This is a genomic window from Microcoleus sp. B9-D4 (assembly GCF_036705105.1).
Taxonomy (GTDB): domain Bacteria; phylum Cyanobacteriota; class Cyanobacteriia; order Cyanobacteriales; family Microcoleaceae; genus Microcoleus.
This window is the reverse complement of sequence record NZ_JAUBTS010000036.1, coordinates 37497-60828: the sequence shown is the minus strand read 5'-3', so window position 1 is coordinate 60828 and position 23332 is coordinate 37497. Positions and strand designations below refer to the sequence as shown.

The following is a 23332-nucleotide window of genomic DNA, read 5'->3' as shown; positions in this document are numbered from 1 at the left end:
AAGATGCCTGTTCCACACAAACTCAATTTTATTCAACAACAGGCAAGATGCCTGTTCCACACAAACTCAATTTTATTGTGGAACGGGCCGAAGAGCCCGTTTCTAAACAGATTTAAATTGTAGATTGCAGAAGCGTTATAATAAACAAAAAATTAAGTTTTGTAAAGACCCTTGACTGCAACATTTACACCCAAAAACAGCCGCACCTGGCACGCTCTCAACCCCCTGTGGCAAGGAGCCGAAGACGCAGTACAGAAGGGTTTGCCCCACACCAAGCTCGCACCGGCATGGCAAATACTGCTCCTGGGCGACGGTTCCCCCACCCGTCACCTGCAACTGCTGACAGGGGAACCCACAGAAGTAGATGTCATCGATATGTCTTTAGTGGGTGAAGACGCAGACGGCGCACCAGAGCAAATTGTCGCGGTTCCCGGGCCGCGCCTGCGCCGCCAAGTGTGGCTGCGGACTGCTTCGGGACAGCGCTTGGCCTATGCGACTTCTTGGTGGGAAGCGAGCCACGTAGACGAATATTTACAAAATAAATCTTTGCCAATTTGGGCTAGTTTAGCGAGACTGCGGACAGAATTGTATCGCGATGTGCAGGGCATTTATTGCGGTAATTCGGCTGCTTTGGAATCAGCGTTTGAAGAGTCGGGCCCTTTTTGGGGGCGGCACTATTTGTTTTGGCATCACGGGAAGCCATTGACTCTGATTTATGAGGTTTTTTCTCCTTATTTAACTAAGTATTTGGGGTCGATGCAATTGGATGTTGATTGAGGCTGAGATATTGCACCATTATCAATCAGGCTTTCAGGGCGGGCTCGCGTGCCCAACCCTTACTCCCCACAATAAAATTCATCTCTTGTGGAACAGGCATCTTGCCTGTTCTTAAGAATAGTTCCGCCGAAATTTTACTCGCAAACCATCGCGGGGATGCGGAGTCGGTACTCGGATTAAATTCAAATCCTGATCCGGTAAAAGCTCCCATTCAAACTCCCGAACAATCTTTGCCGCAAACAACTTCATTTCTAACCTGGCAAATTCTTTGCCCAAACATTCTCGTAAACCTCCACCAAAGGGCACGTAACTGAACGGTTTTGCCGATCGCTCGGAGTTAAATCGATCGGGATCGAAGCGATCGGGTTCAGGATAAAGTTGACTATCCTGATGGGTTTGATTTATCTGAGAAAGCACAGTCCAGCCCTTGGGAATTTCATAGCCGCCGAACTCACAAGCATTAATGACTGTCCGAAAAATACCTCCCACCGGTGGAACTAAACGCAGCACTTCTTGCAGCACCTGTTCTAAATAGGTCATTTGTTTGAGTTGCTCCAATGTTAGGGGTTCCGTAGCGGGGAACTGCTGCTGTTCGGTGCGGACTTTTGCCATCACATCGGGATGTTGAGCTAGGAGAAGGCAAAAAGAGGCGATCGCCGAAGTTAAAGTTTCGTGTCCCGCAAACAGCAGCAACAGCACTTGATCTTTTAACTCATCCAAACTCAAACTATTTCCCTCGTCATCGCGAGCCGAAATCAGCAAACTCAAAGCATCATTGCCGCTAGGGGTTGCTTGTTGGCGATCGCGAATAATCTTTTCAAGTTCTGCCAACAGTAACTTTCTGCTATTTTTCGCTTTGCCAAACTTAGTCCAAGGCACATCTAAAGGAATCGAAAATAAACCGTTAGACCAAGTTTCAAAATTATGTCCTAGCGCCGTTCCCGAACCATTTTCAATCCCTACTAACAACTTACCCGCCACATCAAAAGTATAATTTCTCAGTTCGGGATACCAAGTCAGAGTTTCCATTTTTGCCCATTTTTCCAAATAGCGCTGAGTGATATTTTCCATCGCGCCGATGTAGCCGGCCAAAGAGCGTGGCTGAAAGGCTTGGTACAGCAACTTGCGCCTATTGTGGTGGTTAGGACCCGTTTGCAGCGCCAAGGAAAGCGGCCCTAAAAGCGCTTTCGTACTCGGAGGAAAACTCACAACAAAATATTTGTTGTCATTGCTTAAAACAAACAAATTCGCCTCTTGGCCACGCATAAACACGGTAGGCAGTCCGAAAATGCTGGTTTTGAAAAGCGGCCCGTACTGCTGGTGGCGTTTTTTGGCAAATTGGGAATCTTGCAAAAAGTTGAGGGTATCGCCAATTAGGGGTAAACCGAAATTGCCGGGAGGTAATGCCATTTTAGATTTTAGATTTTAGATTTTAGATTTTTAATATCATATCAATTTTAGTGGGAGGGTGGGCAATACGCACCAGACAAATTTCTGGTCAAATAACTTTTCTCTGTTTGTAGCCTCTAGGGTGCGTCTTTAGATTTTAGATTTTAGATTTTAGATTTTAGATTTTAGATTTTTAATATCATATCAATTTTAGTTGTCTCGTTCATATTGTTAACCAGACAAATTTCTGGTAAAATAAGTTTTATATGTTGGCGTCTGTAGGGTGAGTCAGTCTTAAGGTTAGTACAAAAAAATCTGGTTTTTCCAACTGACGCACCTTAGTATTTTGGCCGACACACCAATTTAATTTTCTGTCCTTTTAATCGGAATCTCGATTATAAATTCAGTGCCTTTCCCCACCACCGAGAAACACTTAATTTCACCTTTATGTTTTTCGACAATAATTGAATGGGAAATCGCTAAACCCATCCCCGTTCCCGAACCGATACGTTTGGTAGTATAGAAGGGGTCAAATATCCGTTGCTTGACTTTATCGGTGATACCTGCACCGTTATCAGCAATTCTAATCACAGCGAGAGTACCTTCTACCTCTGTACGAATGCGGATAATTCCCGGATTTTCGAGCGGTTCTTGTAAAACGTCAATAGCGTTAGCAATAATATTCATAAACACCTGATTCAATAGTCCGGCGTAGCACTCCACCAGTGGCAATTTTCCGTATTCTTTAACGATTTGAATTGCTGGGCGATGGTACTTCGTACCCGCTACGCTAACGGGCTGAACTTTCAGACGGTGTTCTAAAATCATCAATGTGCTGTCGATGCCTTCGTGAATGTTAACCTTTTTCATGTCAGATTCATCAAGGCGAGAGAAATTCCGCAAACTCCGCACGATATCCCGGATGCGAGTCGCTCCCACCTGCATAGAAGACAGCATTTTAGGCAAGTCGTCTAGCACAAAATCCAGCTCTAAAACTTGTATTTCCTCCTGAATCGCTGGAGAAGGTTCCGGGTATTCATCTCGATACATTTGCACCAGTTTCATCAGGTTTCGGGCGTATTCTTCTGTGTAGGTAAGATTGCCGAAGATAAAGCTGACCGGGTTATTGATTTCGTGGGCAATTCCTGCTACCATCTGACCGAGACTCGACATTTTTTCTGCCTGCACGAGTTGAGTTTGAGCAAGCTTAAGTTCGCACAGAGTTAGTTCGAGTTTGGCAGCTTGTTCTTGCGCTATCCGAGCTGAATCGACGCTTTGAGTGTAGAGTTCCGCTTGACTGATGGCGATCGACAATTGATCGCAAATTGCCGATAGCAACTCCACTTCGTCTTTTGTCCACCTGTGTACCTCGCGGCAAGAAGTGCAGCCAACAACTCCAGTTAAACCCCCTGCACTCTTAACCGGCAAATCCAAGACAGACTTGTAACCCACCTGCAAAAAGAATTCCCTTTCTACTGGATCGCTGAAAGTTGCAACATCATCTATTTGATAGATTTCCAAATTAGCTATCTTTTGCGCCAGTGTCCCCGTTACCTCAGCAGGGTAATAACCCAACAGCGAGATCAAGTCATCATTTTTAGCTTCGTGGACGATATCCCAAGCGGGCGTCTCGGCATCGGGCGTATACCACATAAACAGACAGCGATCGAGTTGCAGCAAGTCGCGAATTTGCCGCACAGTTGTTGCCAAGATAGTATCTAAATCTAGAGAAGCGCGGATTTGACTGCCTAGCTGGTTGAGCAATTTTTGCTGCATTGCTGCTGCTTTTGATTCGGCGGCGGCGAGGCGAGATTTTTCGTAAAGTTCGGCTTGATTAATGGCGATCGCCAATTGAGTTCCTACTGCCATTAACAGTTCCACTTCTTCGTCTCTCCACAGCCGCACCCCGCTGCAAGAACCGCAGAGGATCGCGCCAATTTGACCCGACTGTGTTTGAAGGGGAATGTCCAGCAGAGAATTGAGGTCTACAGACCTTAAAAATTCCCGTTCTCCTGGATCGGTTAATGCCTCAACATCGTCGATCCGAATTATTTCTAAATTGCCAATCCGCTCAGCGATAGAAGCTGTTGGCTCAACAGGATATAAACCCAAAATAGAGGGCAAATCGGTATTTTTTGCCTCGGATATCACATTCCAAGCAGGTGGCGAAGCGTCGGGCGTATACCACATAAACAGACAGCGATCGAGTTGCAGCAAGTCGCGAATTTGCTGCACAGTTGTCGCCAAAATAGTATCTAAATCCAGAGATTGGCGGATATTGCTAGCTAGCTGGTTCAGCAGCGCTTCCTGCTCAGCTAATTTGCGGAATCTCGCTTCCGACTTTTGCAACTGTCTTTGAGCTTCTTTTTGTTTGGTAACGTCCAAACCCAAGCCGATTAAGCCGATCGCGTTACCAGAATCATCTTTGACCTTAGTTTTAATTGTTTCCAAATAATGTTCTTTACCATCAGCAAGCTGCATCACTTCTTCAGCATAACAGGGAATATCTTGGCTCCACGCTTGCGCGTCAGATGCCATGCGGTTAGCAGATGCTTCTAATCCCAAAACTTCGGAATAGTGAGATGCTTCTAAAAATCTTGATTCAGGTATAGCCACATCTTCACAGAAAGTTTTGTTAACTAATAACATCCGCCCGCTAGCATTTGTCAGCCATACCCAGATCGGAGCGTTGTCAATAATTGTCCTCAAAGTTTGCTTTTGTGTGGCGAGAGCAACTTCTGTTTGTTTGCGCTTAATCCCCAGGGCGATCGTATCGGCACTTGACGCCAAAGCAATCAGCGTTGATTCGTTCAACTCCTGACGAGCAAACATCGCTATTACTCCCAGCAACTGATTGTCAACAATTAGCGGATATCCAGCAAAAGCCACCATTCCTTCACGCGCCGCCCATTCTTTGTCCTTGATTCGCGGATCTTCTTTCACAGAATTAGTGATGTGAGGTTGTCGCTCCAGGGCGATTAAACCAATCTTGAACTCACCCACAGCAATGCGGCTGTGAGCGCCGTCAATGTGAGTATATATCCCCGCGCTTGCTTGCAGTTCCAATACATTTCCCTCTTCATTCAGCGTCCAAATCCGAGCAAAGGCAACATCCAAATGGCGCACAACTGCATCGGCGCAATATTGCAAAGTTGCAAGCAAAGTCTGGTTTTGAGTTAGACCAATTCCCACATCTGCTGTGAATAGAGAAAGTTTCAATTGTTCTGCTAAAGCTTCTTCTGCTATTTTGCGCTCTGTAATGTCCGTAGCAGCACCGAGACGCTGCTTAATTTTTCCCTCCTCTGTTCTGCTAAATACAATATTCCGGCTGACTAACCAGTGCCAACAATTCTGTCGATCGCGTACCCGATATTCGTACTCAATAACTTCGCCGTCGGGAGCATTTTCTAATTGCTGAAAATATCCGGGAAATTTAGCTAAGTCGTCAGGGTGGATGATGGTGGGCAGTAGATTGCTGCCCATGTTTTCAACTTCGGCGCTGGTATAGCCGAGGGTGTCAGTGATTTCCCGGTTGCTATAGACATTTCGCTGCTCGCTTTCATCGTAAACAAAGAGAAGATTCGGACTGGTATTGGCAATTCGCTCAACAAAACGCTGACTCTCTTGCAGCGCTGCTTCTGCTTGTTCTTGAGCGGTAATGTCGCGGCCGACACCATAGATCAATTCTTCCTCGCAGAAACGGGTAGCAGTCCAGGCTATCCACTTGTAAGAACCGTTGCGACAGCGCCAGCGGTTTTCAAACCCAACGGTATTATTCCCCGCCGCCATACTTTCAGCTTCTTTTAAAGTAGTTTCGCGATCGTCTGGATGCACGAATTCAATGAAGAGTTGGCCCATCATTTCTCCTGGGGAATAGCCGAGGATTTTTTCTGCTGCTGGGTTGATGAGTGTTATATAACCGTCAAAACTAAGGACGCACAGCAGATCTAGCGAGAGGCTAAAAAAACGATCGCCCCCGTTGGGTTCGCTGGATGGGCGATCGTTTTGGGCTAGGGTACAAGAGGCGTCTGATCCTGCCGATACCGCCAAAAAGACAATATTTGCTATTCCCAAAAATCCCAGGGCGAGTTGGCTATCGTAGAAATTATCACCGCTGCCAGCTACGAGCCACCCGTTTAAGACAAGCAGTACAATTATCACAATTGAGAATACACTGCCAGGGGCGATCGTCCCTACGCTGATTTTTTTTTCATACTCCTTGCTGCCTTCTGCCTTTTCTATTCTGGTGACTGCTGCGGTAATTTTTGTCAACAACACGTGCAGTAAGTTCGAGAATTTAGTGCTTTTTGATTCTTCGATACGAACAGAAGATTTCATTTTTTTAGTTGTGATCCCGTTTTACGTGTGGTGAGCCAAAATTACAATAAAGCTGTTTAAATATTGTTAAACTTTCCTAGCTTGCGAAATCTAGCGGTTTAACATTTGCGTAAATCTACGCAAACCGACCATAGAATTAAGTGTATTTACGGAATTAGGGAGTAATCTCTTTTTAGCTGGGGTGGGCATTTTCTACTTTTTCCGACTCATAGAGAGAGTTTATCTATAATACTACGCTACATATTGCTCTTAGTCATTGGACATTTGGCCTAATCTAGCTAATCTTGGACGCAGAACCTAATTATGTAGGGTTCGCCTGAAGCAGCTTGGCGCGTTATAGTAGCGTGTTATACGACTTTTGCCGTCCAGGAATGACCGAGTTTGATGTAGGAAAATACTGCGTGGAGCGCGCTGGCTGTGGGTTGAACAACCCGGAATATTAGTCAAGTTCAAACAGGTTGAATTTGAGCATAAATTATGAAGTTCAAATAAAGATAAACTGTGGATTTCTGAAGATAAAATGAAAAAAATATTGGTAGCAGTTTTTCGTTGCACTCCTATGTTCGCGCGTAAGGGCTAATTAGTAATTGGTAACGGGCAATTGGTAATTGATACGAGTTTAAAACACTAGATATCAATTTTGTTGTGATTCATCAGCAGGCGATGGGGGCCAAGGCGCCACAGCACCCAAAGCAGATTTGCGGCCTAATTGCTGTTGCCGAATTCGCTCCAAATTCCCGGCAGGAATAGAAGCTATGAGTTGCCGCGTGTAAGCTTGCTGCGGTTGGCGGTAAATGCGCTCGGCAGTGCCAATTTCTTCGATTTTACCTTTGTTCATGACGATCGCGCGATCGCTCATAAACTTGACCACGCTCAAATCGTGAGAAATAAAAATATAAGTCAGTCCAAACTCTGTTTGCAACTCCTTGAGCAAATTTAAAACTTGCGCCTGCACCGACACATCTAATGCCGAAACCGACTCATCGCAAATAATAAACTTAGGATTCAAAGCCAAAGCTCTAGCAATACAAATTCGCTGCCGCTGTCCGCCCGAAAACTCGTGAGGGTAGCGCCGCATAAAATCGGGATTTAAACCCACTCTATCCAACAAATAAGCAGCGCGCTCGCGCTGTTCTTTCTTGTTCTTACCAAAGCGGTGAATCACCATCGGTTCCATCACCGCCTCCCCAACATTTAGGCGCGGATCGAGAGAACTAAAAGGGTCTTGAAAAATAATTTGCAGATCGCGCCGCAGCCACCGCAATTTGCGATCGTACTCTTTTTGCATCCGATAATTAGCCATCCACTGCGATGCCGAACTACTTGTCGCAGGAGGCGTAATTTCTTGACCTTCAAAAAACACTTTACCGCTGGCGATCGGAATTAATTGCAGCAAAGCTCTCGCCAAAGTAGATTTGCCGCAGCCAGACTCACCCACCAAACCCAAAGTCTCGCCCGGATAAACCTCAAAAGAAATATCGTTTACCGCCATAAACAAGCGTTTAGTTTCGCCAAACATTCCCTGCACCGGAAAACCGACGCGCAAGTTATCAACAGCTAGCAAAGGCTCGGAAATATTCGGCAGCCGAGGCGGTTTTCCTGTTGCAAAAGCGGGATTTCCCCCGCTGTTGTCGCCGTCTAAATCGGCATTTTTCTCGACAATTACTAATTCGCCGCTAGCATTTGTGGTGACATCCATAAAATCGGAAACTGTCGGCAAGCGGCGCAGTTGCCGATCGAGAGTTGGGCGGCAAGCTAATAAACCTTTTGTGTAAGGATGTTGGGGATTGCTGAAAATTTGTTCGATCGCACCGCACTCAACAATCTTGCCTCGGTACATCACCGCCACCGTATCGCCAATTTCAGCAATGACGCCCAAATCGTGGGTAATAAAAATCATTGCCATGCCTCTAGAGTCGCGCAACTCGCGCAGCAAAGCTAAGATTGTTGCCTGCACGGTTACGTCCAAAGCCGTGGTCGGTTCATCAGCAATTAATAAAGTTGGATTGCAAGAAATGGCCATTGCAATCATCACGCGCTGGATTTGACCGCCAGAGAGTTCGTGGGGATAGCGATCGAGCATAGCTTGTTTTTGGCCGTTGACGAGCTGCATCAAATCGCGATCGTCCTCCATAAGTGCTTGATTCCCCGCAGCAGTCCGGGAATGCTCTTGCCGCAAAGCCAAACACCGCTGCCTGATCTCATCGTCTGCCGGTAGCAGCTTCACTTCTTGCAGCAAAGAAGCAGCTTGGCGTCGCGCTTCTGTCTGCGACACCTGTTGGTGCAAACAAATGGCTTCTGTGAGTTGAAATCCGATCGTATAAACGGGATTTAGCGAACTCATCGGCTCTTGAAAAATCGTCGCAATCTGGCTGCCCCGGTATGTTTGTTTTTCCCTGTCCGGCATTTCCAGCAGATTCACAGGCCCATTGCTAACGCCGTCTTTTGTCGGAGAAAACCAAATTTCGCCATCGATTTTCGTTGACGAACTCGACAGCAAACCCATAACAGCCAGGGATGTTACCGATTTTCCCGACCCCGACTCTCCCACGATGCCCAGAGTTTGCCCTCGCTTGACCTCAAAGGAAATGCCGTCAACCGCTTTGACGGTTGCAGACGCATCGCTTGCGTCCGCAGATTGAAATTGAACCCGCAGGTTGCGAACTTCTAGGACGGTTTCACTCATGGAAGTCTATGGCAAAAATTAAAGGGAGATTAAGTGGATTGTAGCAGGGCCTGTTCAAGGCAGAAGGCACGGGGAAAGTTTTAAGATTGCTTCGTTCCTCGCGAAGCGTGGCAATCTGAAAACTCAGAGCTAGTTATAGTGGCTATCAATCAGGTGAGGTACTCGCCGGCTTTCTTACCAATTCCCGAATCGAAAATCGAAAATCGAAAATCGAAAATCCCAATCAGTACCTCACTCAATTGACAATTGCGATAAGTGCCTTCTGCCTGTGAGTAATTTTCCTTAAAAACCAATGACTTGAGTGTCAGCAGGCAGGGCAGTGGCCTCGGAAACCTTTTTAAACAGGGTTGCCTGCTCGTTTAAGGAATTAGGTCTGGCCTGTCCGGGATTAGTGCCTTGCAACTGAAGCCGCATTTGACCTTCGGGAGTCAATTCAAAAACAGTCTGAACGGTTTCTGTGCTGCTGAGACCGACATCAATGTGCATCGGTTTTTCACCCTGATTAACTTTGTACCTCATTTCTTTGGCGCGGGCGGCTCCGTCGGGGCCTTTAGCCATGAGAAACAATTTGCCTTCTGGGGCAAAGACGAAGGTGAAAGACTGACCGGAGGGGACTGTGCCTTGCCATTGGCCTAGGAGTTGCTGGTCGAGGGTGCTAGCGGCCGGGGCTGCTGTTTCTTGGGCAATTGTTGGTGTTGCTGCGGATGCTGGGCCGAGTGAGGCGTTGAAGCTAATGAGGATGCCCAAGCAAAGGCTACCTGCGATCGCTTTACCAATCATTTTTGAATTAGACATGAGACCGATCTAAAAATTGGTTATTTGTTTTGTACACTGTAGCGGTAAAACCGTACTTTGTTTAGTTTAAATCTCTTTTAGGGATAGATATAGGTTGAGGTTCAAACCTGCAACGCAGTTGTCATCGCCGGACTAAAGCTTTTCCTGAGCTTGTTGAAGGGTCATTCGATTTTAGATTTTAGATTTTAGATTTTGGAGGCGACCCCACGGATAAATTCGGGGGCTTAAGGATTTTAGATTTTAGATTTTGGATTGATTCCACGGATAAATCATGTGGCGGGTACCATCAAGAAATTCTTGGCCACGGCGCTTTCAGTTTTTTTTGATTGTTGTAAAATCCAATACAAATCCGGCTTAACTTGCACAGTTCGCTGTTCTGAGTAGATTGTTCTTCACTCAAAACAGCTAATTGACTATTGCGTGCGATCGCACCCCCAGATAGTTTGGCAAATCGATCGCATTAATAGTCGGTCATTAATTTTTTTCAGTTTCGGGTTCGACTTGTTCTGTCGGAGATTCCGGCGCGGGTTCCTGTGGATTTCGCGATCGTTTCATGCGCTCCAATGCCTCTGCGTAAGACCAAGCCACGCTCACAATAAAAGCTTTCGCCATGCCGGACAAATTTTGTGCATCCTCGCTTTCAGGCGCTTCAGCTTTTTGGTTGCCGTCGTTCATCATGTTTTTGTTTTCTCCCGGGCAGGTTTTTATAACGATTTTTTGCAGTGTGCGATCGATACCCACAAATTCTGATTTTTCTTGCACCCGCACCCTACGTATCTTTGAGGATATGACCTTGATTACCACGAATAATATCATAAATACACTGATTCGATGACCGCATCAGAAAGAAACCTTAACTTCGCTGGTGGCCCGCAGCACTGACTCTTGCTGGAAAGTGCGCTTGTAAGTTTCGATAATTTCATGAATAGCTTGATTTTTTTCAGGACTACTTTCATAAATTAAAATAACTATTTTAGAGTTTTCTCTAATCAGAATTCCCGATCTGTTGAGAAACTGCCCGGAGCCGTCTAATACGGTTAGCCCTTCCCGAAAGCGAGGGGTAATAACCGCCTTGACAAACTCCTGCCATTCGGATTCAGAAATTATCTCGCCTCCCGGTTTTGTTAAGCCAAAATACAGTTCATCTTTGAGGTGATTGGTTTGCTTTGCATTAGTATCCGAAGTTTCGGGAAGTTGAGCGCGGGCAATTGTCGCCGGACAAACAGGCAGGATGAACAGCAGGCAGGTCAAGCAAAGACTGTTAAGATGTTTATTCATCAGGAATTACCTGCAACTTCTATATGTAGGGTGCAACTGAGATGTTGCACCATTCTCAATAAGCTTTGTATGAACAGGCTGTCCGGCCTGTTCCACAAGAAAATTCACTCTTTGTGGAACAGGCCGGACAGCCTGTTCCTGAGAATGGTGCAAGATGTGAGGTGCAACCTAAGCGCTTTACCACTTATTTATTCGTCTAAAGGGAAAGAGACGAAAGTTTGCGTAGTTTGACCTCGAACTCGTATTCCAGAGGCTAGCTAAGTCACAATGGATTTAATTTAACATAAAAGGCTTCCAACTCAAAAACCCAGTTTCTCAGGTGAAACTGGGTTTTTGAGCATCTGTCCTAGTTTATTTATGCTCGCCTACTTGATTGCGTCTGTCGTATTAAGTAGCTCAACCTATTTTAAACGTCGAACTTTTCAGGTGTTCAGAAACCCGGAAGGGCGAGCACTCTTGGCTGCGCCCCGACAGCAATCAGGTTTCTCAGTGTTATATTTTTTTAGTTGGAGCTAGTTATCCTTTAATTCGCGGATACTTCTCTTAGCAGTGTCTTGGTACATCTCCCCCATTTCTTTCACGGCTGCTCCTGCCTCTTGGCCAATCTTCTGAGCTCGTTCGCCGGGAGAGTCTGAGGTTTCGCGAGCTTCTTGCCTCCATTCCCGCGTTGTTTGGGGTCTTTCAGAATTGTTTAGCTCCGATTTTGAGCTGGCTTGCGTGCCAAAACCTTTGTTAGTGCGTCCCGAATCAACAGTGGTTGTCAGCACCAGAAAACCGACTAGGACAACACTCAAAAAACTCTTAATTTGAAAGCCCTTAAGCAGGGAACTGATGCGAGCAATGGCTGTGGAAATCAAATTCATCTCAGTAATACTCCCTAAGTTAATTGGTGATAATTTTCAACATTTTTTCATCTAATTGACTCGCTCCAAAATCAGCAGCTAATTCGAGGTAAAGCCAACTTAGCTTTAAATTCCGACTTAACCACCTAAATAGAGTTATAGGTTAGCGATAAAATCTGGTAAACACGCAACCTATGTGTCAGCCAATTAGCTTTTTCACACATGAATATCACGTTAACAGCAGCCAAATAGTTCTACCTCTAACTAAAGTCATAACTTAGTTAGAAGCAAAAAACATATTTTTATACACATGGTTAGACAATTTTTAATCAATCATGCTATGCAGGGCAAATTCTTATTGCAAGCGATCGCCCGTTTTCACGTCAAACCAGTGCAGCAACTGAGGCCCAAAAACCAGCTCTACAATTTCGGAATTCCAGTGGCGGTCATTTGGCAGCAAAGCCCGCACCGTTACTGACTCCACACCTTTAACTCGGACGCTAACTAAATTTTGCATTCCTAAGTTTTCCACTAAAAAAACCTCACCTTTAATTGCCTCTGGGGCCGACATATTGCCGGCCTCTACATCTGCAAAGCCGACGTGTTCCGGGCGAATTCCCAACACAATTTCTGGCGGCACAGTCGGCATATCTGGTAGTCGAACTCGAAAATCGCCCAACTGAGCAAAATTTCCCTGGCATTTAAGCACTAGCAAATTCATTTGCGGGCTGCCCACAAAACCGGCTACAAACTGATTTGCCGGACGGGTATAAATTAAGTGTGGCGGATCGAGCTGCTGCACGTTGCCGCTGTTGAGAACTGCGACTTTTGTAGAAAGCGTCATTGCTTCGGTTTGGTCGTGAGTGACGTACACTACCGGAGCTTTTTGGGAGGAAAATAATTGTTTGAGTTCGGCCCTAACTTTTTCCCGCAATAATGCGTCGAGATTGCTCAAAGGTTCGTCGAGCAAAAATACTTCCGGTTGGCGCACTAAAGCGCGGCCCAGGGCGACTCGCTGCCGCTGTCCGCCTGATAGTTTTCCGGGTTTGCGATCGATTAATTCCGTCAATCCTAGGGATGTTGCAACTTCTGTCACTAACCGGTTGATTTCACCGGAGGAAATTTTGCGAAGTTTGAGGCTCGATGCCATATTCTCGTATACTGTCATGTGCGGATAAAGGGCGTAACTTTGAAAAACCATTGCTATATCGCGATCGCCCGGCCTGAGATAAGTGACATTGCGATCGCCAATTCTAATCTCGCCCCTAGTTGGCTGTTCCAACCCTGCAATTAATCGCAGCGTCGTAGATTTGCCACACCCCGACGGCCCCAGCAAAGTCAGAAATTCTCCTTCGCTGACATCCAAACTGATGTCTTTTACGGGAACTACTTTAGGGCTGTAGGTTTTATTGAGGTTTGTGAGTTGCAATTTTGCCATAATTTTTAAAGTGTTGACTGTTGACTGTTGACTGTTGACTGTTGATTGTTGACTGTTGACTGTTGACTGTTGACTGTTGACTGTGTTGTTTGACTCGTTCCCAGCCAGAGCCCCGGAACCAGTTCAATCTAAAATCTAAAATCTAAAATCTAAAATCGATTTATCCTTTTACCGCCCCCGCAGTTAAACCCTGAACAATGCGCCGCTGGAACACCAAAACCAGCAAAACCAAGGGCAAAGTTCCCAAAACGGTAGCTGCGGCGATCGGCCCGTAAGGAATCTCAAATACTGACACCCCGCTGAGTTGAGCCGTGGCGACGGGAATAGTTTTCAAAGATTCGCGAGTCATAAATGTTAGTGCAAATATAAACTCGTTCCAAGCTGAAATAAATGTCAAAATTCCAGTTGTGACTAAAGCTGGAAATGTCATCGGCAGTACGATTTGCCACAGCATTTGAAAAGTGTTGTATCCGTCAACTTTAGCCGCATCTTCCAAATCTTTGGGCAACTGTTGAAAGAAACTTCGCATCACCAAAATTGTCAGCGGCAAATTGATAGCAGTGTAAGGAATAATTAAGGCTAAATAATTATTGCCTAAATCCAAAGCTTTGACAATTTCCAGCAGTCCCAAAAATAGCAGCACCGCCGGAAATAGCGTTACAATCGTCACACTTGCCAGGATAATTCTCTCGCTCCACAGCCGCAACCGGGCTAAAGCGTAAGCTGCAGGAGCGCCTACTGCTAAACACAGCAATGTTGAAGTAATGGAAACAAAAGCGCTATTTAAAATGTAAAGTGCAAACGGGCGGCGCTGGAACAGCGACAGGTAATGCTCGAAAGTAATTCGTTTGGGAATGTAGACGTTGGGAATCGCCGAAATATCCGCATTTACTTTGAAAGAAGTTAGCACCTGCCAGATAATAGGTGCGAGAAAATATGCGACAATTAAGAGCGCTGAGATTGGCAAGATTAATTGCCGGATGTTAAAGGTTTTTTTGGTAGGTTGTTCGCGGGCGATCGACATAATTTATACCAATCAAATAAATGTGCAACTGTGGGTTATCTCAAATCCAAAATCCCCAATCTAAAATCGTCTTAGTTTCCTCCGGCTGCATTGGTGCGGGCTCTCGATAACAGGTAAGCGGCGATCGCAACTGCTGCCACTAACATCAAAAAAGTACACACCACCAAAGCCGCCCCATACCCAAAGTCTAAATACCTCATTACCGTGCTGTAAATGTAGATAGAAACCGTCTCCGTTGCCCCCGCAGGCCCCCCTCCCGTCATCACCTGAATCAAGTCAAAAATGCCGAAAGCTTGGGCAAATCGAAACAGCACAGCAATCACAATTTGCGGCATCAGCAGGGGCACAGTAACTTGACGGAAACTCTGCCAGCTACTCGCGCCGTCAATCGCGTGGGCTTCGTACAAATCACCGGGAATTGACTGCAATCCTGCTAGCAAAAGCAAGCTGACAAAGGGCGTCGTTTTCCACACATCTGCTGTAATCACTGCCATCATTGCCAAAGTCGGATCTCCCAGCCAGCTAATGCTATTTTGAATCAATCCCAATCGCCTCAAAATGTCGTTAATTACGCCGTATTGGTCGTTAAAAATCCATGCCCAAGCTACTCCCATCAATGCAGTGGGCAGCGCCCAAGGTAGCAGGGAAATTGTCCGAACAATGCCGCGCCCTGGGAAGGATTGATTTAATACTAAGGCAATGCCCATACCGAGAATTAATTCCAGCACAACAGAGGCGACAGTAAATACTGTGGTGTTGCCTAAAGTTTGCCAGAAACGCCCGTCACCTAACATTCGACTGTAGTTAGCAAAACCGGAAAAAACCAGTTTTAATTCTGTACCGAGGTTTTGGGTGAATAAACTCAGCCAAAAAGCGCGCAATATTGGGTAAGCAAATACTAGCATCAGAATTATCAAAGCTGGTGCTACTAATATCCATCCGGTTTTTTGTTCGCGCTGGATCATCTTGTCTAATTGCATATTGTTCACCTTTAATTTATTTTTGGGCGGGATAGAAGCCCACCCCACAAAAAATTCACTCTTTGCGGAACAGGCATCTTGCCTGTTTCTAACTCTTTGTGGAACAGGCATCTTGCCTGTTTCTAACTTTTTGTGGAACAGGCATATTGCCTGTTTCTAACTTTTTGTGGAACAGGCATATTGCCTGTTTCTAACTCTTTGTGGAACAGGCATATTGCCTGTTTCTAACTCTTTGTGGAACAGGCATCTTGCCTGTTTCTAACAGAAGCAAGATATCAAATTTACGAAGCTTTGGGTTGTTTCAAACTGCCTAATAAATTACGAGTTTCGCTAGCTGCTGCTTTCATTGCTTGTTCTGCACTCATTCTCCCGGTAAAAGCTGAACTCAAATAACGCTGCAAAATATCAGAAGCTTGAGCGTATTGTGCCAGGGGCGGGCGCAAAGCCGATCGTTCCACTACTTTTAGCAGTTGCGGGTAGTGGGGATATTTGGCGACTATTTCTTTGTTGGTAAATAGGGATTTGTAACTGGGAACTAAACCGGTTTGTATAATAAATTTGCGCTGGGTTTCCTCGCTGGTAAGGTATTTAATTGCTTTCCACGCTTGTTCTGGATGTTTTGAGGTTTTGGCAATTCCCCAGCCCCAGCCGCCCAAGCAGGAACCGCCTGTTTTACCGATACTGCTGAGCATTGGCTCGATCGCAATTTTGCCTCTAACATTCGATCCTTCGGCATTTGCCAGCTTCCAAAGATAGGGCCAGTTTCGCAAAAATAGCGCTTTACCGTTTTGAAACAACAGCCGGGTTTCTTCTTCGCCGTAGGTGGTGACACCCGGAGGAGAAATGCCCGATGCGATCGTACTTTTGAGAAATTCCACTGCTTTAATTGCCTCCGGTTTATCTAACCCAACTTCAAAAGTTTGAGGGTTGGCCCAAAAGCCGCCAAAACCGGAGAGTACCTCGACAAACATCGCAGATACTCCCTCGTATTGTTTGCCTTGCCAAAGATAACCCCAAGTTGCTTTTCCCTGTTTCTGCAAGTTTTGAGAGATTTTTACCATCTCTTCAAAGGTTTTCGGGGCTGGAATTCCCGCTTGTTCTAAAATGTCTTTGCGGTAATAAAGCATTCCGGCATCGGAAGCATGGGGAATTCGATAAAGTTTGCCCCGATACCGCCCGCCTTCGACGTTACCTTGGATGAATTTTGATAGTTGTTCGGGGGGAATTCTGTCTGTCAAATCGCTTACCCAACCTGCGGCTGCAAATTTGGGAACCCAGACAATATCCATGTTGATGATGTCGTAGGGCGATTCGCCTAAAAGAAAGGCAGATGTGTAAAGATTTTCTATGAGGTTGCTGTCAAAAGGCCCTTCTATGAGGTTGATGCGAATGTCGGGGTTTTTCTGTTCAAATTCTTTGACAAAGGGTCTCCAGTTAACAAGGTCTTGACCTTGCATTAACATGGTGATCACGACTGGCTGTTGAGTCAGTGCCGGCAGAATAAATAAAAGCAAGACGGCGGCTAATGTGACAGCAAATAAGGCTAAAAGACGGGGACGCTTCTGGCTTCGTTGCAGCAGGGAATGTATTTTTTGCATTTGCTTTTGAGAAGTGGCTGTGCGATCGCCTTATTTCTCTCATAACTCGCTTTCTTTTGTTTCGCTGGATTTAGCGAGTTTGTGCAATAAAAGTTTAAGTAAACTTTAGCTTACTTAATAATAGTTGAGTGAAGAGTGCAAATTTTGATTTAAGTTGGTCGAAGGGGAGTTAAGTAGACATCTATCTATAGAGAGATATTAAGAAATTGTCTAATATAGCAGTTGTCGATCGGATGAAACTCACATCTTGCACCATTGTCAAGGACAGGCTTTTCGGCCTGTTCCACAAGAGATGAATTTCATTGTGGAACAGGCCGAAAAGCCTGTTCCTAAACAAGTAATTGAGAATTGTGCAATATCTCAGATGAAACAAAGTAGGGACTTATGCCCAGCCTAAGTCCCTACAGATGCTGGCATCCCATCTCTATTTATCCCTACTTTTAAGAGTGGTTATAACTTTTTTTGCTCGCCCGATCGACGAGCTATTCTACTATAAAAACTCGGTTTCTGAGTAAGTTCTAAATACAAAAAACACCGCTCCTCAAAACAGGAGAACGGTGTATAGGGGGTGTTATGGGTTGTTGTCTGGAATTAAGATTAACAAATCACGATCGGCTGAGGCTATGCCTTGTGATGGTTAAAAAATTGGCACAAACCTGCACGATCGCCCGTTGATCGATCGACCGCGAGCAATTAGCCCAACCATTCCACAACAGCATCCTGCTTGGTATTGGTGCGCCGTTCTGGGGTTTCGCGGTTAAATTTCAAGTGAATGGCGCGGTTTTGTTCGCCGTCTGCTGCTACTGCAAAAATCGGATAGTCGATTAAGCCGTCTTGGAAGGACATCTGGAAGCGGAAAGTGCCGTCAGCATTGAGTTTAATCGGCTGTCCGCCTACGTAGACGGTAGCGTCGGGCTCGGTGGCGCCGTAGACGATCAGTTCGGCATCAGCAACTAACCAGAACTGGCGGGGGCGCATCGGGGCGGCGAAGCCAACTCCCGACATACCGACACCTGACATACCGAAACCTGACATGGTGAGACCGGACATACCGACACCCGACATGGTGAGGCCGGACATACCGACACCCGACATGGTGAGGCCGGACATACCGACACCCGACGCGGTGAGACCGGACATACCGACACCCGACGTGGTGAGGCCGGACATGGTGGGAGCCGCCCACATTCCGACGCCGGAGGGGAACACGTAGGAACTGAGAGCTTGTTCGTGGATGCCGACTTGCTGGACGGAACCGGCGACGTGCTGCATGGAACCGAAGACAGAACCCGCTACGCGCAGGGATTCGGCAGATTCTGCCATGCCGAAAATTTGTTCGTAGATGGCGTTGCTGGTGCTGTAACCACCGCCATTGACTGCTTTTGCGAGTTTCTTGGCCGGAGGAACCAGTTCCGCGAAGGTTTTGCCCTGCAATTCTTCTTCCCAGTCGAGGGTGATGAATTGATCTTCAATCCAGTCGCTGGGATACACGGGAGGAACGCGGACTTCAGCCGATCGAGCTAATACCAGCCAGCGGCCATCTGCACAGCGGTAGCCGATGTCGATCGCGTAATCCCGATCGCTGACGGGGATTGGCACATACCATTCCCGCGCCAGTTCGTCGCAGGGATATTCTTGAATGCTGTGCGGGCTTTGAGTGTCGAGGTTAACATCTGTAACGTCGTAGATCCGCAGGGCGAGTTGCTGTCCTCCTTGGCGACGCAATTCTTCTTTGCGATCGTTGGGAATGTCCCAGTAAGTGTAGGCCCATTCTGGGTCGCGGGGCATTAAAACCACCCGGCTTTCGCCGTAGCCGTTGGGCAAATCTGCTAAACCTTCATCTACAGACGACAAAGAACCGCCTGTTCTATCTTCTTGACCGAGTTCAAACTTTGCTGCTTCCACTGCTTCTTGTGCCTCTAGTTTGCGAGATGGGCTGTAGGAAAATTTGGTGCGTTGAATTTCTTGAATTGATGCCAGAAGTTGCGATTTCCGCATCCGGCTGTAGCGAGAGACTCCACATTCGCTAGCAACTCTGCGGAGTTGTCGCAAAGTCATCTCTTCTAATGGTGGGCGTTCTTTGGCCATGAGTTGGTTCTCCACTAATTTAGGATGGCGGGTTAGATTTTTTCTTTCAACACAAATGTGTTGACTTTTTGAGTTAGAAACTCTTTTAAATCTACATATTATCGAGCTTCCAAATCTCTCCAACCTTTGAAGCCTTGCTTGTTTTTAGCTTGTCTTTTTCCCGATGCGATCGGGGGTTTTGACTTTTTGGCTTCTGCGCGCACCGTTCGATCTAAATAAAGCTTTATCTGTCGATTCTTGATTGACAAGATCGATTTTGTGAGTGCGATCGGTGCTGCTAGCAACGCTGTGCTGGCAGCACACGCGCTATTCGACTCCCAGGGCTGCTTAATCGAAGCATTTCTTTGGGATCGCTTTGTCATGACTTAATGTTGCAGACAAGTTGCGATCGGGTCAAGGGGTCTTTTGCCTCAATCCTGGGTACTTATACGCATTTTCGTGATTTTGGGGATCATATTGTCATGGAATCTTGACATTTGGGAGATTTGGGGGATCGGTGTTGAAGCGAATGTCATGATTTGATGACAAATGGGGATAGGGGGCTTTTGATGGGTTTGGAGGGTGGGGGCGATCGGTCTGCAATATCTATGTCTTTAGGAATACGATCGCACTTCCAGCCAACTATTCTCCCGATGCTTCCCTCTCCATCACTTCCTGTCACCAAGGGATTAAATTTTTGTTGGCGCGCCCATACTGTATGCTATAGTAGCATATAGTAGCATAGTTAAATCAAAGATAGAAGATACAATGTCTATAAAATTAAAAGAAAAAGAACTCGTGGGTGGAAAACGCAAGCGGGAGTTGATAGCGGTATACATCCCCAAAGAAAAGAAAGTCGCTTTAGAGGCGTGGGCAGCCTCAGAAGAGCGATCGGTTTCTTGGATAGTTGCCAAGCTGATTGATCAAGCACTTTGCTCGCGTCAACAGCAGCAGGAAGGTTTGGACAATGACAACTAACCCACTTAGCTATCTCGAAGATCCTGAAGATGAAATCGAGCGTATGGGGAGTCCTCAAACCGAATCCGTTGTAGCAGGAACCAGAAAAAAAGCAGTTGAACGTTGCTTAGAAGAAGCAAAAGGACGGAAGTTACTCGCCGTTCAACACTTTCAGAAAAACATTTGGCAGTGTATTTTCCCAGGAGGCGAAGATGAAGACTAAAGATACAATTGTTTGGGACTATAAACAGGGTTGGACTTCTCCAGAATTAGAAGTTCCGGCAACAGGTAAAATTGCTGTTTTTGTCGATTACCCAGATGACGACTTAAGTATGCCCATTATCGAACTCGAAGTAGAAGAATTGTTGTCAAGTTTAGGCTATGTTGGTGAGGGTCGCTACATTGGAGAAAACGATCGTTTCAAACCCTGCGATACAAAAACTGTCACTTATGTAGAAACATTCTCTATTGAAGAGTTGAGCCATCATCTCAGAATACTGAATCAAACTATCATTCCGAGGGAATGGTTTTATATCTTAAATTCCGAGGGAAATATTATCCATCTTCAAGAGGCGATCGTTCCAGCATAACCGCTCGATTTTAAAATTATCGATCGCTTGAGAATAGATATATTTTTATTTGGGAATATGACAAACTGGAAAACTTCCGGCAGTAGCTGGTGGAGGAGTGAAGGTGAAAAGCATTAATCACATTTTACGGAGTCAGGCTCAAATGACCATACTTACATCAGAACAAATTGCACAATATCGCTCTGAATTGGCAAGTGATCCAGAGGCATTAGCTGCACTGGACGAAGTAGAAGCTTGTGATAACAGTTTAGAAGATGCAGCAGAAGTGTTAGCAATTGAGTCGGGATACACAAAATCCACTCTGGCAGAGTCAGACCAAAGTTATTTAGACAAGTTAACCAAGAAAGCGCGGAAAGTTATCTGTAACAAATACACAGGTGATTTACTGGAATTATGCAAGGATTTGAGAGAAGCAATCCCGTTTCCTGGTAATTTAGCAACGTTAGTTGCTATCAAAGTGATTCAAATAGGTGTTGATAAGTTTTGCGAGTCGTCAGAGTCTGAAGCTTAGATTCCTGTAGCTGTAAAGGCTGCCCAATCGGAAGGGTGAGCAAAGGGATATGCTTGAGATAGGCGATATGTTATTGAGGCCTCAGCTTTCATACGCTCTACTTTTGGCAGTTTACTAAGGATTTCATCAATTAGAGCCTTGTATTTAATCAGGCGTTTTTTAAACTCGTCAACAGTTAAATCTCGTAGCCGTTTCTGTGCTATGTTGAGGGCGATCGCAATATCTCCCTCTTCTAACTGTTTATATTTTCTCAGGTTTTCATAAAACTCAATCATCAGAAAAGCAGCAGACAGTTGATCAACCTCCCAAAGGGTACTGACGACGCTAGGACTACCTGCAAACAGAAAACCACTTGGTAAACCGATATACTCATCGCTGATGCTGTTAAAATCTATCATGCCCGTTTCACAAGCTGAGAGGATAACCAGGCGACATTGATTTAAGTCTAGAGCAAAGATTTCTCCCAGCGTCAGGTGTCCATCCGCCAAAATTAGAGCTGATTTTTCAAAGTTAAATGTAGCATGACCGAAGAAGTGGAAGCAGTGGGCAGAGCGTAGTTGTTCTGATTGAATGAGGTTAGCTTTTATTGCTTTGTCTCCAGGGAGAACATAGTCATTCGGCTGAAAATAAGGACGGATAGCTTCAACTCCAAAATCCACATAGGGACGGTCTTTAGTAGGATTTTGGATGGCAAACAGGTGGGTAAAGTCGGGGCGTTGTCGTTTTTGTGCTTGTAGTAATAGCTGACAACTCGGTGCATAGCTGACACCTTTGGGGAAAATATCGAGGAGGCACAATTCACCGACTGGTAAAGCATGAAGGGGGAAAAGATGTAAGGCCAGATGGGGGATGAGGATTAGCTGCTGACAATCTTTGGGAAGATGGGAGAGAATCTCATCCAAGTGCAATATCTTTGCTAATTCCTTGAGTCGCGGAGTTAGCTGAGTCAGCCAGTTGTCTTTTTGCTCGTAGTAATCATCTATATAAGCATTAGCCCAATATACCAAAGCATTTCGGTCATCGATGGTGGCAGACAAAACGAAGGGTTGGGGGCTGTGGTGGGTAAAGATAAATGTATGGAAGCTTTCACGAGTGATATACCACTCGATAATTGCAGTGTGGTCATCTAAAGTTGCCTGAAAGTGGTCAAAGTTGAAGCCAGAACCGATGGGTAGATAGCGGTTTTGTAAGTCGTTGCGCTGCTGTCGTAACTGCACAAGATGTAGCGCTATAGTTTCTGGGTTATCGGTTTTACCAGTCTGGATTTTGTTCTGATTAGTAGCAATTTCGTCTCGAAGTTGTTCTAGTTCTGTGACAGCTTCTGGGGGAAAAATGTTATGTAAATCACGGGTGAGGATTTGTTCAACTAGGTTACGATTTTTGCTGCGTTCGGCATATTCAATCGCTGCGGTGTAATTGCCCATCTCTAGGCACACTTCCACCATAGATTGATAGATTTGGTTATGTTCCTCAGCTAGTTTTTGCTTGAATTCCTCCCCGGAGACAATCTCTTCTCGCAGTAATTCTACTATTTCTATAGCATCAGCAAAAGCATGATATGCAAGATACTTTTGGTTGTTTTCTTTGTAAGCAAGCCCAAGGTTAAATAAAGTCTGAGCGCAATCTTGGGGAAAAGCATCGCGGGTGCGAACTTCAAGTGCAGCTTGGTAATAGCAAATTGCTGCTTCTAAATTCTCGGCTTTATCTCCTTTGATTCTGTCAAAGTAGGCAAGAGCTAGATTATGTTGAGTGGCTGCCCAATTTTGGGGAAAAACTGAGCGGTTGAGAACTTCAAGCGCAGCTTCGCAATAGCGAATTGCTGCTTCTAAATTCTCGGTTTTATCTCCTTTGATTCTCTTAGAGTAGGCAAGAGCCAGGCTATTGTTAGAGTAGGCAAGAGCCAGACTATTTCCAGTGGCTGCCCAATCTTGGGGAAATGCTTTGTGGCTGAGGATTTCAAGTGCGGCTTGGCAATAGCGAATTGCCTCTTCTAAATTCTCAGCATTATCTCCTTTTATTCTGTATAAGTAGGCATTAGCCAGATTATTTTGAGTCATTGCCC

Annotated in this window: 19 protein-coding genes; 5 read left to right on the top strand and 14 right to left on the bottom strand. The window is 45.6% G+C overall.

The annotated features are described in order from the left end of the window. The first annotated feature begins 171 nt into the window (after positions 1–171). Positions 172–777 (top strand): chorismate lyase, encoded by a 606-nt coding sequence (locus QUB24_RS20635; RefSeq protein WP_333155082.1) that lies wholly within the window; start codon positions 172–174, stop codon positions 775–777. 111 nt (positions 778–888) lie between these two features. Here QUB24_RS20635 and QUB24_RS20630 read toward each other — a convergent pair whose 3' ends face one another. From QUB24_RS20630 to QUB24_RS20570, 13 genes are all read right to left on the bottom strand, one after another. Beyond that, positions 889–2187: a cytochrome P450 gene (locus QUB24_RS20630; protein ID WP_333155081.1), complete on the bottom strand. Its 1299-nt coding sequence runs from the start codon at positions 2185–2187 to the stop codon at positions 889–891. A gap of 342 nt (positions 2188–2529) precedes the next feature. After that, positions 2530–6504 carry a GAF domain-containing protein gene (locus tag QUB24_RS20625; RefSeq protein WP_333155079.1) on the bottom strand — a complete coding sequence of 1325 codons (3975 nt, stop codon included), beginning with the start codon at positions 6502–6504 and terminating at the stop codon, positions 2530–2532. Positions 6505–7138: 634 nt separating this feature from the next. After that, positions 7139–9190, bottom strand: coding sequence for an ABC transporter ATP-binding protein (locus tag QUB24_RS20620; protein WP_333155077.1), 2052 nt, complete (start codon positions 9188–9190; stop codon positions 7139–7141). Positions 9191–9472: 282 nt separating this feature from the next. Further along, a complete protein-coding gene (locus QUB24_RS20615) occupies positions 9473–9985 on the bottom strand; it encodes a hypothetical protein (RefSeq protein WP_333155075.1) in 513 nt (170 codons plus the stop codon). 474 nt (positions 9986–10459) lie between these two features. Continuing rightward, complete coding sequence (locus tag QUB24_RS20610; protein ID WP_333155074.1) at positions 10460–10747, bottom strand: hypothetical protein; 288 nt, start codon at positions 10745–10747, stop codon at positions 10460–10462. A gap of 78 nt (positions 10748–10825) precedes the next feature. After that, the gene (locus QUB24_RS20605) at positions 10826–11263 is read right to left on the bottom strand and encodes a DUF3574 domain-containing protein (RefSeq protein WP_333155073.1); all 438 of its coding nucleotides are present in this window, start codon (positions 11261–11263) and stop codon (positions 10826–10828) included. 512 nt (positions 11264–11775) lie between these two features. Next, the gene (locus QUB24_RS20600) at positions 11776–12126 is read right to left on the bottom strand and encodes a hypothetical protein (protein ID WP_333155071.1); all 351 of its coding nucleotides are present in this window, start codon (positions 12124–12126) and stop codon (positions 11776–11778) included. 334 nt (positions 12127–12460) lie between these two features. After that, positions 12461–13543, bottom strand: coding sequence for an ABC transporter ATP-binding protein (locus QUB24_RS20595; RefSeq protein ID WP_333155069.1), 1083 nt, complete (start codon positions 13541–13543; stop codon positions 12461–12463). A gap of 160 nt (positions 13544–13703) precedes the next feature. Beyond that, positions 13704–14567, bottom strand: coding sequence for a carbohydrate ABC transporter permease (locus QUB24_RS20590; protein WP_333155068.1), 864 nt, complete (start codon positions 14565–14567; stop codon positions 13704–13706). Between the two features lie 71 nt (positions 14568–14638). After that, a complete protein-coding gene (locus QUB24_RS20585) occupies positions 14639–15547 on the bottom strand; it encodes a sugar ABC transporter permease (RefSeq protein ID WP_333155066.1) in 909 nt (302 codons plus the stop codon). A gap of 281 nt (positions 15548–15828) precedes the next feature. Next, positions 15829–17145 carry an ABC transporter substrate-binding protein gene (locus tag QUB24_RS20580; RefSeq protein WP_333155064.1) on the bottom strand — a complete coding sequence of 439 codons (1317 nt, stop codon included), beginning with the start codon at positions 17143–17145 and terminating at the stop codon, positions 15829–15831. 693 nt (positions 17146–17838) lie between these two features. Further along, the gene (locus QUB24_RS20575) at positions 17839–19233 is read right to left on the bottom strand and encodes a DUF4912 domain-containing protein (protein WP_333155062.1); all 1395 of its coding nucleotides are present in this window, start codon (positions 19231–19233) and stop codon (positions 17839–17841) included. A 98-nt stretch (positions 19234–19331) separates the two neighbouring features. Further along, on the bottom strand, positions 19332–19595 hold the full coding sequence (locus QUB24_RS20570) for a hypothetical protein (RefSeq protein ID WP_333155060.1): 264 nt from the start codon (positions 19593–19595) through the stop codon (positions 19332–19334). Between the two features lie 385 nt (positions 19596–19980). Between QUB24_RS20570 and QUB24_RS20565 the strand changes: the two genes are divergently transcribed. From QUB24_RS20565 to QUB24_RS20550, 4 genes are all read left to right on the top strand, one after another. Next, a complete protein-coding gene (locus tag QUB24_RS20565; RefSeq protein ID WP_333155058.1) occupies positions 19981–20190 on the top strand; it encodes a ribbon-helix-helix domain-containing protein in 210 nt (69 codons plus the stop codon). After that, positions 20180–20392, top strand: coding sequence for a hypothetical protein (locus tag QUB24_RS20560; RefSeq protein WP_333155057.1), 213 nt, complete (start codon positions 20180–20182; stop codon positions 20390–20392). Before QUB24_RS20565 ends, QUB24_RS20560 begins: the two co-directional genes overlap by 11 nt. Continuing rightward, positions 20382–20759, top strand: coding sequence for a hypothetical protein (locus QUB24_RS20555; RefSeq protein WP_333155055.1), 378 nt, complete (start codon positions 20382–20384; stop codon positions 20757–20759). The genes QUB24_RS20560 and QUB24_RS20555 overlap by 11 nt, the downstream gene beginning before the upstream one ends. 103 nt (positions 20760–20862) lie before the next feature. Beyond that, positions 20863–21270 carry a hypothetical protein gene (locus QUB24_RS20550; RefSeq protein ID WP_333155054.1) on the top strand — a complete coding sequence of 136 codons (408 nt, stop codon included), beginning with the start codon at positions 20863–20865 and terminating at the stop codon, positions 21268–21270. Here the strand turns inward: QUB24_RS20550 and QUB24_RS20545 are convergent. Beyond that, positions 21267–23332: CHAT domain-containing protein (locus QUB24_RS20545; protein WP_333155053.1), on the bottom strand; the 2066-nt coding region annotated here is incomplete at its 5' end. The genes QUB24_RS20550 and QUB24_RS20545 overlap by 4 nt on opposite strands.

Bases quoted from the DNA above. Each gene is read 5' to 3' on its own strand.
- QUB24_RS20630 (WP_333155081.1), bottom strand. From the start codon at position 2,187: ATGGCATTACCTCCCGGCAATTTCGGTTTACCCCTAATTGGCGATACC.
- QUB24_RS20625 (WP_333155079.1), bottom strand. From the start codon at position 6,504: ATGAAATCTTCTGTTCGTATCGAAGAATCAAAAAGCACTAAATTCTCG.
- QUB24_RS20620 (WP_333155077.1), bottom strand. From the start codon at position 9,190: ATGAGTGAAACCGTCCTAGAAGTTCGCAACCTGCGGGTTCAATTTCAA.
- QUB24_RS20615 (WP_333155075.1), bottom strand. From the start codon at position 9,985: ATGTCTAATTCAAAAATGATTGGTAAAGCGATCGCAGGTAGCCTTTGC.
- QUB24_RS20605 (WP_333155073.1), bottom strand. From the start codon at position 11,263: ATGAATAAACATCTTAACAGTCTTTGCTTGACCTGCCTGCTGTTCATC.
- QUB24_RS20600 (WP_333155071.1), bottom strand. From the start codon at position 12,126: ATGAATTTGATTTCCACAGCCATTGCTCGCATCAGTTCCCTGCTTAAG.
- QUB24_RS20595 (WP_333155069.1), bottom strand. From the start codon at position 13,543: ATGGCAAAATTGCAACTCACAAACCTCAATAAAACCTACAGCCCTAAA.
- QUB24_RS20590 (WP_333155068.1), bottom strand. From the start codon at position 14,567: ATGTCGATCGCCCGCGAACAACCTACCAAAAAAACCTTTAACATCCGG.
- QUB24_RS20585 (WP_333155066.1), bottom strand. From the start codon at position 15,547: ATGCAATTAGACAAGATGATCCAGCGCGAACAAAAAACCGGATGGATA.
- QUB24_RS20580 (WP_333155064.1), bottom strand. From the start codon at position 17,145: ATGCAAAAAATACATTCCCTGCTGCAACGAAGCCAGAAGCGTCCCCGT.
- QUB24_RS20575 (WP_333155062.1), bottom strand. From the start codon at position 19,233: ATGGCCAAAGAACGCCCACCATTAGAAGAGATGACTTTGCGACAACTC.
- QUB24_RS20570 (WP_333155060.1), bottom strand. From the start codon at position 19,595: ATGACAAAGCGATCCCAAAGAAATGCTTCGATTAAGCAGCCCTGGGAG.
- QUB24_RS20565 (WP_333155058.1), top strand. From the start codon at position 19,981: ATGTCTATAAAATTAAAAGAAAAAGAACTCGTGGGTGGAAAACGCAAG.
- QUB24_RS20560 (WP_333155057.1), top strand. From the start codon at position 20,180: ATGACAACTAACCCACTTAGCTATCTCGAAGATCCTGAAGATGAAATC.
- QUB24_RS20555 (WP_333155055.1), top strand. From the start codon at position 20,382: ATGAAGACTAAAGATACAATTGTTTGGGACTATAAACAGGGTTGGACT.